The organism is Streptomyces sp. TRM68367 (genome assembly GCF_014495685.1).
Taxonomy (GTDB): domain Bacteria; phylum Actinomycetota; class Actinomycetes; order Streptomycetales; family Streptomycetaceae; genus Streptomyces.
Genome location: NZ_JACTVI010000049.1, coordinates 1635 through 14385 on the forward strand (window position 1 = coordinate 1635; position 12751 = coordinate 14385).

The following is a 12751-nucleotide window of genomic DNA, read 5'->3' on the forward strand; positions in this document are numbered from 1 at the left end:
AGACGCTCTCGATGCTGTTGGTCGTGCACACAATCCGGCGTATTTCCGCATCAAACTGCAGGAAAGGCGTGAACTGGGCCCAGCTGGACTCCCAGAGGCGGACGATCGCCGGGTACTTCTTGCCCCAGGTCTCGGCGAATTCCAGGAACCGTGTCGTGGCCGCGTCCTCGGTCGGCGCGGTGTAGACGGGCTTGAGTGCCTTCGCGATCTTGTCCCAGTCCTGCCGGGCCGCGTAACGGAACGACGCCCCGCATGAGGTGAACCACACACGTTTGCACCACAGTTCGGGGCCAGACCTCGCCGACCGCGTCGGGCAGCTCCTTCAACCCGTCGCAGACCAGCATGAGGACGTCCTCAACGCCCCTGTTCTTGAGCTCGGAGAGCACTCGCAGCCAGTGCTTCGCGCCTTCGCCGCCGTCGCCGGCCCACAGGCCGAGGATGTCGCGGTGCCCCTCGGCGGTGACCGCCAGGGCCACGTAGATCGGCCTGTTCGCTACTTGGCCATCGCGAATCTTCACGTTGATGGCGTCAATGAAGACGACTGGGTCTTCCGTTTCGCCGTCCACGAGCCCATCTTGCCAGAACCGCAAGAATCCGTGCCAGATCGTGACGGGCCTGGCAAGACTGAGCGCGTCCCGAGTGAACCCGAGTGAAGGAGCCTCGATGAGCACCACCGATATGAGCACGTTCTGGGACGGCGTCTACGCGGCCCGACCGGCAGTCACCGACCCGCGGCCGAACGTACGACTCACCGAGACGCTCGCGGGCCTGCCGCCCGGCGACGCGTTGGACCTCGGATGCGGCGACGGCGGCGACGCACTGTGGCTCGCCCGCCGGGGGTGGCACGTCACCGCCGTCGACATCTCGGCCGTGACGGTCGAGCGGCTCGCCGGCCTCGCCCGCTCACACGGCCTAGGCGACCGGGTCGTCGCCGAGCGGCACGACCTGCGCGGGACCTTCCCGCGGGGCACGTTCGACGTGATCTGCGCCCACTACCTGCACACCCCCTTCGACCTGGACAGGGCAGCCGTCCTGCGCGCGGCCGCGCACGCGCTGCGCTCGGGCGGGCGGCTGCTGGTCGTCGACCACGGCTCGACCGCGCCGTGGTCGTGGAACCAGGATCCCGACGTCCGGTACCCGACCCCGCAGGAGGTCGCCGCGGACATCGACCTGAACCCGGCGACCTGGACGGTCGAACGGGCTGACGCACCCCGCCGGATCGCGACCGGACCGGGCGGGCGCACCGCCGAGGTCACCGACCACGTCCTGCTCGTCCGCCGCACCGCCGCCTGACCCGGCACCAGAGCCGCTCCCCCGCGAAGGAGACAACTGTGCCCACCGCCTCCCGCCGCAACCGCCGCCGCGACACCCCGCCGCCCCGGACGGGAAGCAGCGAGATCGAAACCCTGCGCGGTTTCCTCGACTACCTACGGACCTCGATCGCCGCGAAGGTCGAGGGCGCCCCCGAACCACAGGTCCGAACCGCCGGAGTGCCGTCGGGCACGAACCTGCTCGGCCCTCACCCTCGCCAGCGCCGCAGCAAGCACCGCACAGACTCACACACCCGAGCAGGCTCAAGCACGCCAGGCGATCAAGGACTGCGAGCGACGACTCGCCCGCTACCAAGCAGCCCTCGAAGCCGGAGCCGACCCAGCCGTCGTCACCCAGTGGATCAACGAGACACAGAGAGACAAGGAGGCGGCACGCAGGAAACGCGACGCGCTCCCCACCGTCACCCGGAAGAAGGAATCACTCGACGCGCAACAGATCCGAGAGATCGCTGAGAGTCTTGGAGACATTGCGCAGCGAATCCAGAGAACCGACGCCGAGCAGAAAGGCCCGCTGTACGAAGCCCTGGGCATCACCATCAGCTACGAACACGCCACGAGGACCGCGACCGCAAGGTCGAGGCCCTCGTCTCCGTATCGTCAGTGGTTGTGTCCGAGGGGGGACTTGAACCCCCACGCCCGATAAAGGGCACTAGCACCTCAAGCTAGCGCGTCTGCCATTCCGCCACCCGGACCAGGTGTCTGCCGCCTTGCCAGGGGTGCCCCTCGCGGCGACAGCCACAACAATACCAAGGTTTCGGAGTGGCTTTCACCTGCGTTTCCGTCGCCGGGCGGCGCTCCCGGGGGTGCCGCCCCGGTGGGCCTAGGGTCTCAGCATGGGTGACTGGATGATTGCGTACAGCTCGGCAGCGGGGCGGCGGCAGCGGGAGCTGTCGCCGCTCAGGGAGCATCTGCGGGACACGTTCTGGTTCGCACCCACCGCGGCGATGGTGTCCGTCTTCGCGGTGTGGGCGGCGGCGAGCGAGCTCGACGCCGCGATCGTCGGGGCGCTGCAGGACGAACGCGACTACGACACGGTCGAGGACCTGCTGCGGTTCGCGCAGGACGCGAGGACCGTGGTGACCGCGGTGGGCTCGGCGATGATGACCTTCATCGGCGTGGTCTTCAGCATCTCGCTGGTCGCCGTGCAGATGGCGAGCGGGCAGTTCAGTCCCCGAGTGGTGCGGATCTTCGTACGGAGCCGGATCACGAAGGCCACCTTCGCCGTGTTCCTGTCGACCTTCCTGCTCACGCTGCTCGTCCTGACCGCGTACGACAGCGTCCCCGACCCCCGCCTGGTCAGCTCGGTCCCGCTGGTGCAGTCGGCGCTGACGCTGATCATGGTCGGGCTGAGCCTGCTGCTGTTCGTGCTGTACGTGAACGCGACCCTGCGGCTGATGCGGATCAGCCATGTGATCGACCGGATCACCGGGGAGTCGTTCCGGGTGGCGGCCCTCACACCTGTGGGGGCGCCCGCCGATCACGGGGCGGTGCTCGGGCCGGTGACCGGGTGGATCGCGCACGACGGGCGTGCGGGGGTCCTGCGTGACGTGCACGTCGCCCGGCTGGTGCGGGTGGCACGGCAGTACGGCGTCGTACTGCGGCTGGTGCCGCGGATCGGGGACTTCGTCGTACCCGGCACGCCGGTGCTGGCGGTGCACGGCGGCCAGGCTCCGCCGCGTCGTGCGCTGCGCTACTCGATGTCGGTGGGCGTGGAACGCACCTTCCACCAGGATCTCGGCTTCGGGCTGCGGCAGCTGGCCGACATCGCGTTGCGTGCCCTGTCCCCCGCGGTCAACGATCCGACGACGGCCGTACAGGCCCTCGACCGCATCGTGCAGTTCCTGGCGTCCGTGTCCCGGCGGCCGCTGGACGCGGCCGTGCACCGCGACCGGCGGGGTGCCGTGCGGCTGGTGCGGCCGGTGCCGGGGTGGACGCAGCTGGTGGATCTGGGGTTCGCGGAGATCCGGGGGTGCGCCCCCGGCAGTCCGCAGGTGTCGCGGCGCCTGCTGGCCGGCCTCGACGACCTGATGCTGCTGGCTCCCGAGGAACGGCGCGAGCCGCTGGTACGGCATCGGGAGCTGCTGCGTCAGGCCGTCGAGCGGGACGTCCCGGAGGCAGCGGACCGCGCCTTCGCCCTGGCACCGGACCGCCAGGGCATCGGCTGACGGTACGGCTCACCGCGGCTCGCGCCGTCGTACTGGCCGCGGAGAGCGGCACGCGGCCGACGCCGCCGATCAGCAGGCCGGCAGTGGACCGGGCAAACCGGCGGCCTCGGCACGGTGCACGCCGCGGGCGCAGCCGGGACCGTCGGTTCCGGCAGCCGGTGGCCCCGTCGTCTACGGCACGAGGTGGTACTCCGGGAAGTTCCCGGGCAGCCGTTCCCCTGCCGGGCCGCGGGTCACGGCCCGTATCAGGAGTTCGCCGCCGACGAACGCGCCTCGCCAGCTCGCGCCGAATCCGCCGAACAGCTCGTCGCGGTCGCCGCGGGAGCGTGGCCTGCCGTGGCCGACCTTGAACGCGCGGATCTGCGGGGCGAGCCTGTCGTACGTCGCCCGGTCGTCGGTGGACAGGGTGGCGACCAGCGCGCCGTTGGACGCGTTCATGGCGGCCAGCAGCTCCGCCTCCGTGTCGACCAGGACGATGGTGTCGACCGGGCCGAAGGGTTCCGCGTGGTGCAGGGGCGAGGACGGGGGCGGGCCGAGGAGCGTGATCGGCTGGACGTACGCGGAGGTGTCCTGGCCGGGCAGGTAGCGCGCGTCGGCCGGGTCGCCGCGGTGCAGCGGGACGGCGCCGCGGTCGACGGCCTCGGCGACCTGGTCGTGCAGTTCCTTGGCCTTGGCTGCGTTGATCACCGGCCCGAAGTCCAGCCGCGGGTACGGGTCGTCGGGCTGCTCGACCGCCAGCGGGTGGCCGACCCTGAGCGTGCGGACCGCCGGGAGGTAGGCCGCCAGGAACGCGTCGAACAGCTGCCGCTGGACGACGAAGCGCGGGTAGGCCGTGCAGCGCTGTTTGCCGTAGTCGAAGAGCTTGGGGACGACGGCTGCGAGCGCGTCCCAGTCCGAGTAGTTCCAGATGCCCCAGGTGTTGAGGCCCTCCTGCTCCAGGATGTGCCGCTTGCCGAGGTCGGCGACGGCCGTGGCCACCGCGGCGCCGGTGTCGCGCCCGCCGACGAAGGAGACGCAGCCGATCTCGGGCGCCCGCACCAGCGCCCGGGACAGCTCGCCTCCACTGCCGCTGACGAGGGTGACGGGGATTCCCTCGCGGGCGGCGAGCGCCGAGGCCAGGGTCAGGCAGGCGACGCCGCCGTCGGTGGGGGTCTTGGCGATGACCGCGTTGCCCGCCAGTGCCTGGACCAGCATGGCGTGCACGAGCACGCTCATCGGGTAGTTCCAGCTCGCGATGTTGGACACCGGGCCGTCCAGCGGGGCCCGGCCGGCGAGCATCGGCTCGACGCCGTCGACGTACCAGCGCACGCCGTCGATGGCCCGGTCCACGTCCGCCTGCGCGAGCCGCCAGGGCTTGCCGATCTCCCAGACGAGCAGGAGTGCGAGCAGTTCGCGGTGTGCGGTGAGGGCGTCGAGGGTGGCGGCGACGCGGGCCCGGCGTTCGGGCAGGGGGATGTGCCGCCAGGCGCGGTGCTGGTCGAGACAGGCGCGTACGGCCCGGTGGGCGCTTTCCGCGTCCAGGCGCGGCGGGCCGGCGACGGGGCTGCCGTCGACGGGGCTGACGGCGGGCAGGGTCCTGCCGTCAGCCTGCCAGGCGGCGTTCCAGAGGTTGAGGACACGGTCGTCCCGGAACGCCTCGGGCGCGGCGGCGAGGCAGCGCCGCCAGGCATCGGTCCAGGACGTGCCGGATTTGAGGGTGAGGGTGGATGCCATCGGTGAACTCCGCTCTCGGTGCACAGTCGGGGGCGGGGTGACTGCGTCGGCTGGACCGCGTCGCCGGTTGCCCGGCTGGACGGCCCGGCGAGCCGCCGTCGTCGCTTGCGGCGCCGTGGGCGCGCGGCTTGCGAGTGCCTTGCTCGGCGTCGTCGGCTGTCGTGTCGCTGCTGCGAGGGGCCTCGCCCCGGCTATGGGTGACGTCCCCTCTCTTCCTCCAGTACGGCGAGCACCAGCCGCGCCGTCTCCGTGGGCGTGCTTCCGACCCGTACGCCTGCGCCCTCCAGCGCCTCCTTCTTCGCCCGTGCCGTCCCGGCCGAGCCGGAGACGATCGCGCCCGCGTGCCCCATGGTCCTGCCCTCGGGTGCGGTGAAGCCGGCGATGTAGCCGACGACCGGCTTGGTGACGTGGTCGCGGATGTACGCGGCGGCGCGTTCCTCCGCGTCGCCGCCGATCTCGCCGATGAGGACGACGAGGTCGGTGTCGGGGTCGTCCTGGAAGGCGGCGAGGCAGTCGATGTGGGTCGTGCCGACGACGGGGTCGCCGCCGATGCCGACGCAGGTCGAGAAGCCGATGTCGCGGAGTTCGTACATGAGTTGGTACGTCAGCGTGCCGGACTTGGACACCAGGCCGATCCGGCCGGGCTTGGTGATGTCGGCGGGGATGATGCCCGCGTTGGACTGGCCGGGAGTGATCAGTCCGGGGCAGTTGGGGCCGATGATCCGGGTGCCCTTCTGCCGCGCGTACGCGGTGAAGGCGACGGAGTCGTGGACGGGGATGCCCTCGGTGATGACGACCGCGAGACCGATGCCGGCGTCGGCGGCCTCGGTGACGGCGGCCTTGGCGAAGGCGGGCGGTACGAAGACGACCGTGGCATCGGCGCCGGTCGACCGGATGCCGTCGGCGACCGATCCGAAGACGGGGACGGCCCGATCATCGAAGTCGACCGTGCGGCCCGCCTTGCGCGGGTTGACACCGCCGACGACGTTGGTGCCGGCCGCGAGCATGCGGCGGGTGTGCTTCATGCCCTCGCCGCCGGTCATGCCCTGGACGAGAACCTTGCTCTCCTTGGTGAGGTAGATGGCCATACCGTCCCGTCCTCTCAGGCCGCGGTGGCGAGTTCGGCCGCGCGGAGGGCGGCGCCGTCCATGGTGGTGACCTGCTGGACCAGCGGGTGGGCATGCTCGTCCAGGATGGCCCGGCCGCGGGCCGCGTTGTTGCCGTCGAGCCGCACGACGAGCGGCTTCGTCAACCGGATGCTGTCCACCGCCTGCGCGATGCCGTCGGCGACCGCGTCGCACGCGGTGATGCCGCCGAAGACGTTGACGAAAACCGACTTCACGGCCGGGTCGGACAGGACGAGCGAGAGTCCGTCGGCCATGATGCGGGCGCTCGCTCCGCCGCCGATGTCGAGGAAGTTGGCGGGGCGGGCGCCGCAGCCGGCGACCACGTCGAGGGTCGACATGACCAGGCCGGCGCCGTTGCCGATGATGCCGACCTCGCCGTCGAGCCTGACGTAGTTGAGGCCCTTTGCCGCTGCCGCGGCTTCCAGCGGGTCGTCGTGCGCGGTGTCCTCGATGCCCCAACGGGCCTGCCGGAAGCGGGCGTTGTCGTCGAGGGTGACCTTGCCGTCGAGGGCCGTGATCTGTCCCTGTGCGGTGCGCACCAGGGGGTTGACCTCGACGAGGAGGGCGTCCTCGCGGACCAGCACCTCCCACAGCCGCATCAGGACGTCGACGCTCTGCGGCGGCAGTCCGGCCGCGTCCGCGATCTCGCCGGCCCTGGCCGAGGTGATGCCCTCTGCCGGGTCGACGGGGATGCGGGCCACGGCCTCGGGCCGGGTGGCGGCGACCTCCTCGATCTCCATGCCGCCCTCCGCGGAGGCGATCGCGAGGAAGCGGCCCGCGGCGCGGTCGAGGACGTAGGAGACGTAGAACTCGCGCTCGATGTCGACGGGTTGGGCCAGCATCACCGTGCGGACCGGGTGGCCCTTGATGTCCATGCCGAGAATCTGACGTGCGGTCAACTCGGCGGCGGCCGGGTCCGCTGCGAGCTTGACTCCCCCGGCCTTGCCCCGGCCTCCCGTTTTCACCTGGGCCTTGACGACGACCCGCCCGCCGAGGGAGCGGGCGATCTCACGGGCCTTCTTGGGTGAGTCCGTCACCTCGGCCCGCGGCACCACGATGCCGTGTTCTGCGAAGAGTTCCCTTGCCTGGTGTTCGTACAGGTCCATTACCGGCTCCTGACTCAAAAGTGCCGCACGCCCCCTGGACACCACCCACCGGATGCGGGATAACAAGGTTCATACAGTATTCGTCGACTGTATGCAATGTACTGTCTACGGCCGACGGTGTAGCGCTGAGTGCGTTCCAACCCCCTACGAAGGGACAGGACTTCGCCATGCCCGACGACACCCAGGACGTGATCTCCGGTGGCCATCTCGTAGCCAAGGCCCTCAAAGCAGAGGGGGTCGACCGCATCTACACGCTGTGCGGCGGCCACATCATCGACATCTACGACGGCTGCGTCGACGAGGGCATCGATGTCGTCGACGTCCGTCACGAGCAGGTCGCCGCCCACGCCGCCGACGGTTACGCGCGCATCACCGGCAAGCCCGGCTGCGCGGTCGTCACCGCCGGCCCCGGCACCACCGACGCCGTCACCGGTGTCGCCAACGCCTTCCGCGCGGAGTCCCCGATGCTGCTGATAGGCGGTCAGGGCGCCCTCACCCAGCACAAGATGGGGTCCCTGCAGGACCTGCCGCACGTCGACATGATGACGCCGATCACCAAGTTCGCGGCGGCCGTGCCGGACACGGCGCGCGCGGCGGACATGGTGTCGATGGCGTTCCGCGAGTGCTACCACGGCGCGCCCGGACCGTCCTTCCTGGAGATCCCGCGCGACGTGCTGGACGCCAAGGTGCCCGCGGCCAAGGCGCGCGTGCCGCAGGCCGGGGCCTACCGCGCCTCGACCCGCTCGGCCGGCGACCCCGAGGCCATCGAGAAGCTCGCCGACCTGCTGGTGCACGCCGAGAAGCCCGCCATCCTGCTGGGCAGCCAGGTGTGGACGACCCGGGGCACCGAGGCCGCCGTCGAACTCGTCCGCACCCTCAACGTCCCCGCCTACATGAACGGCGCGGGGCGCGGCACCCTGGCGTCGGGCGACCCGCACCACTTCCAGCTCTCGCGCCGGTACGCCTTCTCGAACGCCGACGTCATCGTGATCGTCGGCACCCCCTTCGACTTCCGCATGGGCTACGGCAAGCGACTCTCCCCCGACGCGACGGTCGTGCAGATCGACCTCGACTACCGCACCGTCGGCAAGAACCGCGACATCGACCTCGGGATCGTCGGTGACGCGGGACTGGTGCTGAAGTCCGTCACCGAGGCGGCTTCCGGACGGGTGAACGGCGGCGCGTCCAAGCGCAAGGAGTGGCTCGACGAGCTGCGCGCGGCCGAGCAGACCGCCCTGGAGAAGCGGCTGCCCAGCCTGAAGTCGGACGCCTCCCCCATCCATCCCTACCGCCTGGTCAGCGAGATCAACGACTTCCTCACCGAGGACTCGCTCTACATCGGCGACGGCGGCGACATCGTCACCTTCTCCGGGCAGGTCGTGCAGCCCAAGTCGCCCGGCCACTGGATGGACCCGGGCCCGCTGGGCACGCTCGGCGTCGGCGTCCCCTTCGTGCTGGCCGCCAAGCAGGCGCGGCCCGACAAGGAGGTCGTCGCCCTCTTCGGCGACGGCGCGTTCTCCCTGACCGGCTGGGACTTCGAGACCCTCGTCCGCTACGACCTGCCGTTCGTCGGCATCGTCGGCAACAACTCCTCGATGAACCAGATCCGTTACGGCCAGAAGGCCAAGTACGGCGAGGAGCGCGAGCGGGTCGGCAACACCCTCGGCGACGTCCACTACGACAAGTTCGCCCAGATGCTGGGCGGTTACGGCGAGGAGGTGCGCGACCCCGCCGACATCGGCCCCGCGCTGCGCCGTGCCCGGGAGTCCGGCAAGCCCTCGCTGATCAACGTCTGGGTCGACCCGGACGCGTACGCCCCCGGAACCATGAACCAGACCATGTACAAGTGAGGAGCGCTTGGCATGACTCACACCCCGACCAGGGCTCTCGACGGCATCCGCGTGCTGGACATGACGCACGTCCAGTCCGGGCCGTCCGCGACCCAGCTGCTCGCCTGGCTCGGCGCGGACGTAGTCAAGTTGGAGGCGCCGACCGGTGACATCACGCGGGGGCAGCTGCGTGACCTGCCGGACGCCGACTCCCTCTACTTCACGATGCTCAACTGCAACAAGCGGAGCATCACCCTCAACACCAAGACCGAGCGCGGCAAGGAACTCCTCACCGAGCTGATCCGGCGCTCGGACGTCATGGTCGAGAACTTCGGACCGGGCGCGGTCGACCGTATGGGGTTCACCTGGGACCGCATCCAGGAGATCAATCCGCGGATCGTCTATGCCTCCATCAAGGGGTTCGGCGATGGCCCGTACACCAACTTCAAGGCGTACGAGGTCGTCGCGCAGGCCATGGGCGGGTCGATGTCGACCACCGGTTTCGAGGACGGGCCGCCGCTGGCGACGGGGGCCCAGATCGGGGACTCGGGGACGGGTGTGCACGCCGTGGCGGGGATTCTCGCGGCGCTGTTCCAGCGCGAGAAAACCGGGCGTGGGCAGCGGGTCAACGTGGCAATGCAGCACGCTGTACTCAACCTGTGCCGGGTGAAGCTGCGGGACCAGCAGCGCCTGGCACACGGGCCGCTCGCTGAATATCCCAACGACGACTTCGGCACGGAAGTTCCCCGATCGGGCAACGCGTCCGGCGGCGGCCAGCCCGGCTGGGCGGTCAAGTGCGCGCCGGGCGGGCCGAACGACTACGTGTACGTCATCGTGCAGCCGGTCGGCTGGCAGCCGATCACCGAGCTCATCGGGCGGCCCGAACTGGCCGACGACCCCGAGTGGGCGACGCCTCAGGCCCGGCTGCCCAAGCTCAACAAGATGTTCCAGCTGATCGAGGAGTGGTCCTCGACGCTGCCCAAGTGGGAGGTGCTGGAGCGGCTCAACGCGCACAACATCCCGTGCGGGCCGATCCTGTCCACCAAGGAGATCATCGAGGACGACTCGCTGGTCGCCAACGAGATGGTCGTCACCGTCCCCCACCCGCAGCGGGGCGAGTTCACGACCGTCGGCAGCCCGCTGAAGCTCTCCGACTCCCCCGTGGAAGTGAACAGTTCACCGCTGCTCGGCGAGCACAACGAAGAGGTCTACGTCGGCGAGCTCGGCCTCGGCGACGAGGAGCTGCGCCTGCTCAAGTCGAACGGAGTGATCTGACGTGATGGCCGAGGACCGGCTGCTGAGGGTGCGGGCGCTGCTCGACACCGTGCGGGCCGAGGGGCGCACCGCGCTCACCGCGCCCGAGGGCAAGGTGATCGCCGACGCGTACGGGATCGCCGTACCGGGTGAGGAGCTGGCGACCGACGTCGACGAGGCGGTCGCGTACGCGGCGCGCTTCGGCGGGCCGGTCGTGATGAAGATCGTCTCGCCCGACATCCTGCACAAGACCGACGCCGGCGGTGTGATCGTCGGGGTCGAGGGCGCGACGGACGTACGGACCGCGTTCCACACGGTCATCGACAACGCGCGCGCGTACGACGCCGGCGCGCGCATCGAGGGTGTGCAGGTCCAGGAGCTGCTGCCGAAGGGGCAGGAGGTCATCGTCGGCGCGGTGACGGACCCGACGTTCGGGAAGGTGGTGGCCTTCGGGCTCGGCGGGGTGCTCGTCGAGGTCCTCAAGGACGTGACGTTCCGGCTCGCGCCCGTGGACGCCGACGAGGCGCTGTCCATGCTGGACTCGATCCGGTCGGCGGAGATCCTGCGCGGGGTGCGCGGCGCGGCGGGCGTGGACCGGTGGGCGGTCGCCGAGCAGATCCGGCGGGTGTCCCAACTGGTGACGGACTTCCCGGAGATCGCCGAGGTGGACCTCAATCCGGTGATCGCCACGGCGGAAGGGGCCGTCGCCGCCGACATCCGCGTGATCCTCACGACCGAGGCCCCCCGCAAGCGCCGCACGTACACGCGGGACGAGATCCTCACCTCCATGCGGCGGCTGATGCAGCCGTCGTCGGTCGCCGTGATCGGTGCCTCCAACGAGCCCGGCAAGATCGGCAACTCGGTGATGCGCAACCTCGTCGACGGCGGGTTCGCGGGCGACATCCACCCGGTGAACCCCAAGGCCGATGACATTCTCGGCCGCAAGGCGTACAAGAGTGTCACCGACGTGCCCGGTGAGGTGGATGTGGCGGTCTTCGCGATCCCCGCCAAGTTCGTCGCCTCGGCCCTGGAGGAGGTGGGACGCAAGAAGATCCCCAACGCCGTCCTGATCCCCTCCGGCTTCGCGGAGACCGGCGAGCACGAGCTCCAGGCGGAGATCGTGGCGATCGCCGAGCGGTACGGCGTCCGCCTGCTGGGCCCCAACATCTACGGCTACTACTCGACGTGGCAGGACCTGTGCGCCACGTTCTGCACGCCGTACGACGTCAAGGGCGGCGTGGCGCTGACCTCGCAGTCCGGGGGCATCGGCATGGCCATCCTGGGCTTCGCGCGCACCACGAAGACCGGTGTGTCGGCGATCGTCGGCCTCGGCAACAAGTCGGACCTGGACGAGGACGACCTGCTGACCTGGTTCGGCGAGGACCCGCACACCGAGTGCATCGCCATGCACCTGGAGGACCTCAAGGACGGGCGCGCCTTCGTCGAGGCCGCGCGGGCGACCGTACCGAAGAAACCGGTCGTGGTGCTGAAGGCGGGGCGTACGGCGGCGGGCGCGAAGGCCGCCGGCTCGCACACCGGTGCCCTTGCCGGCGACGACGCCGTGTACGACGACATCCTGCGGCAGGCCGGGGTCATCCGGGCGCCCGGCCTGAACGACATGCTGGAGTACGCGCGCGCGTTGCCGGTGCTTCCCACACCCCAGGGCGACAACGTCGTGATCATCACGGGGGCGGGGGGCAGCGGCGTGCTGCTGTCCGACGCGGTGACCGACAACGGCCTGTCCCTGATGGAGATCCCGCCGGATCTGGACGAGGCGTTCCGGAAGTTCATCCCGCCCTTCGGGGCGGCGGGCAACCCGGTGGACATCACCGGCGGCGAGCCTCCGTCCACGTACGAGGCGACCATCCGGCTGGGCCTGGAGGATCCGCGCATCCACGCGCTCGTCCTCGGCTACTGGCACACCATCGTCACGCCTCCCATGGTCTTCGCCGAGCTCACCGCGCGCGTGGTGGCCGAGTTCCGGGAGCGCGGCATCGCCAAGCCAGTGGTGGCCTCGCTCGCGGGTGACGTGGAGGTCGAGGAGGCCAGCCAGTACCTGTTCGAGCGGGGGGTCGTGGCGTACCCGTACACGACCGAGAAGCCCGTCGCCGTACTCGGCGCGAAGTACCGGTGGGCGCGGGCGGCCGGATTGCTGGGGGGCGGTACATGAGGTGAGGGGGAGCGGGGCCGCCCGACGGTGCGCGTCGGCCGGCCCCAGGACCCGCG

9 protein-coding genes, 1 tRNA gene and 2 pseudogenes are annotated in these 12751 nt (G+C 70.5%); 6 read left to right on the top strand and 6 right to left on the bottom strand.

Annotated elements, in window-relative coordinates:
* Positions 1 to 539: pseudogene (locus tag H8R17_RS26965) on the bottom strand (IS256 family transposase); the annotation flags it as partial.
* A gap of 124 nt (positions 540 to 663) precedes the next feature.
* On the opposite strand from H8R17_RS26965, the gene H8R17_RS26970 reads away from it, so the two are divergent.
* Both H8R17_RS26970 and H8R17_RS47435 read left to right on the top strand, forming a co-directional pair.
* A complete protein-coding gene (locus H8R17_RS26970; protein WP_187825808.1) occupies positions 664 to 1293 on the top strand; it encodes a cyclopropane-fatty-acyl-phospholipid synthase family protein in 630 nt (209 codons plus the stop codon).
* Positions 1294 to 1331: 38 nt separating this feature from the next.
* Positions 1332 to 1517 (top strand): annotated as a pseudogene (locus tag H8R17_RS47435) (mini-circle protein); the annotation flags it as partial.
* Between the two features lie 232 nt (positions 1518 to 1749).
* Here H8R17_RS47435 and H8R17_RS47440 read toward each other — a convergent pair.
* Positions 1750 to 1881: a hypothetical protein gene (locus tag H8R17_RS47440; protein WP_262505538.1), complete on the bottom strand. Its 132-nt coding sequence runs from the start codon at positions 1879 to 1881 to the stop codon at positions 1750 to 1752.
* 57 nt (positions 1882 to 1938) lie between these two features.
* A tRNA-Leu gene (locus tag H8R17_RS26975) sits at positions 1939 to 2023 on the bottom strand.
* A gap of 141 nt (positions 2024 to 2164) precedes the next feature.
* Between H8R17_RS26975 and H8R17_RS26980 the strand changes: the two genes are divergently transcribed.
* Entirely contained in the window at positions 2165 to 3496 is a 1332-nt protein-coding gene (locus H8R17_RS26980) for a DUF2254 domain-containing protein (protein ID WP_187825809.1), read from the top strand.
* A gap of 171 nt (positions 3497 to 3667) precedes the next feature.
* Here the strand turns inward: H8R17_RS26980 and H8R17_RS26985 are convergent, their stop codons facing one another.
* From H8R17_RS26985 to sucC, 3 genes are all read right to left on the bottom strand, one after another.
* Entirely contained in the window at positions 3668 to 5209 is a 1542-nt protein-coding gene (locus H8R17_RS26985) for an aldehyde dehydrogenase family protein (RefSeq protein ID WP_187825810.1), read from the bottom strand.
* 191 nt (positions 5210 to 5400) lie between these two features.
* Positions 5401 to 6297, bottom strand: a complete 897-nt coding sequence (sucD, locus tag H8R17_RS26990; RefSeq protein ID WP_187825811.1) for a succinate--CoA ligase subunit alpha — start codon at positions 6295 to 6297, stop codon at positions 5401 to 5403.
* A 14-nt stretch (positions 6298 to 6311) separates the two neighbouring features.
* Positions 6312 to 7442, bottom strand: a complete 1131-nt coding sequence (gene sucC, locus H8R17_RS26995) for an ADP-forming succinate--CoA ligase subunit beta (protein ID WP_187825812.1) — start codon at positions 7440 to 7442, stop codon at positions 6312 to 6314.
* Between the two features lie 167 nt (positions 7443 to 7609).
* Between sucC and H8R17_RS27000 the strand changes: the two genes are divergently transcribed.
* From H8R17_RS27000 to H8R17_RS27010, 3 genes are read left to right on the top strand one after another with little or no spacing between them, the layout of a single operon-like run.
* Positions 7610 to 9292: a thiamine pyrophosphate-binding protein gene (locus H8R17_RS27000; RefSeq protein WP_187825813.1), complete on the top strand. Its 1683-nt coding sequence runs from the start codon at positions 7610 to 7612 to the stop codon at positions 9290 to 9292.
* A gap of 12 nt (positions 9293 to 9304) precedes the next feature.
* Positions 9305 to 10546 carry a formyl-CoA transferase gene (gene frc / locus H8R17_RS27005; RefSeq protein ID WP_187825814.1) on the top strand — a complete coding sequence of 414 codons (1242 nt, stop codon included), beginning with the start codon at positions 9305 to 9307 and terminating at the stop codon, positions 10544 to 10546.
* A 4-nt stretch (positions 10547 to 10550) separates the two neighbouring features.
* On the top strand, positions 10551 to 12695 hold the full coding sequence (locus tag H8R17_RS27010; RefSeq protein WP_187825849.1) for an acetate--CoA ligase family protein: 2145 nt from the start codon (positions 10551 to 10553) through the stop codon (positions 12693 to 12695).
* Positions 12696 to 12751: the final 56 nt, after the last annotated feature.

Bases quoted from the DNA above. Each gene is read 5' to 3' on its own strand.
- H8R17_RS26970 (WP_187825808.1), top strand. From the start codon at position 664: ATGAGCACCACCGATATGAGCACGTTCTGGGACGGCGTCTACGCGGCC.
- H8R17_RS26980 (WP_187825809.1), top strand. From the start codon at position 2,165: ATGGGTGACTGGATGATTGCGTACAGCTCGGCAGCGGGGCGGCGGCAG.
- H8R17_RS26985 (WP_187825810.1), bottom strand. From the start codon at position 5,209: ATGGCATCCACCCTCACCCTCAAATCCGGCACGTCCTGGACCGATGCC.
- sucD (WP_187825811.1), bottom strand. From the start codon at position 6,297: ATGGCCATCTACCTCACCAAGGAGAGCAAGGTTCTCGTCCAGGGCATG.
- sucC (WP_187825812.1), bottom strand. From the start codon at position 7,442: ATGGACCTGTACGAACACCAGGCAAGGGAACTCTTCGCAGAACACGGC.
- H8R17_RS27000 (WP_187825813.1), top strand. From the start codon at position 7,610: ATGCCCGACGACACCCAGGACGTGATCTCCGGTGGCCATCTCGTAGCC.
- frc (WP_187825814.1), top strand. From the start codon at position 9,305: ATGACTCACACCCCGACCAGGGCTCTCGACGGCATCCGCGTGCTGGAC.
- H8R17_RS27010 (WP_187825849.1), top strand. From the start codon at position 10,551: ATGGCCGAGGACCGGCTGCTGAGGGTGCGGGCGCTGCTCGACACCGTG.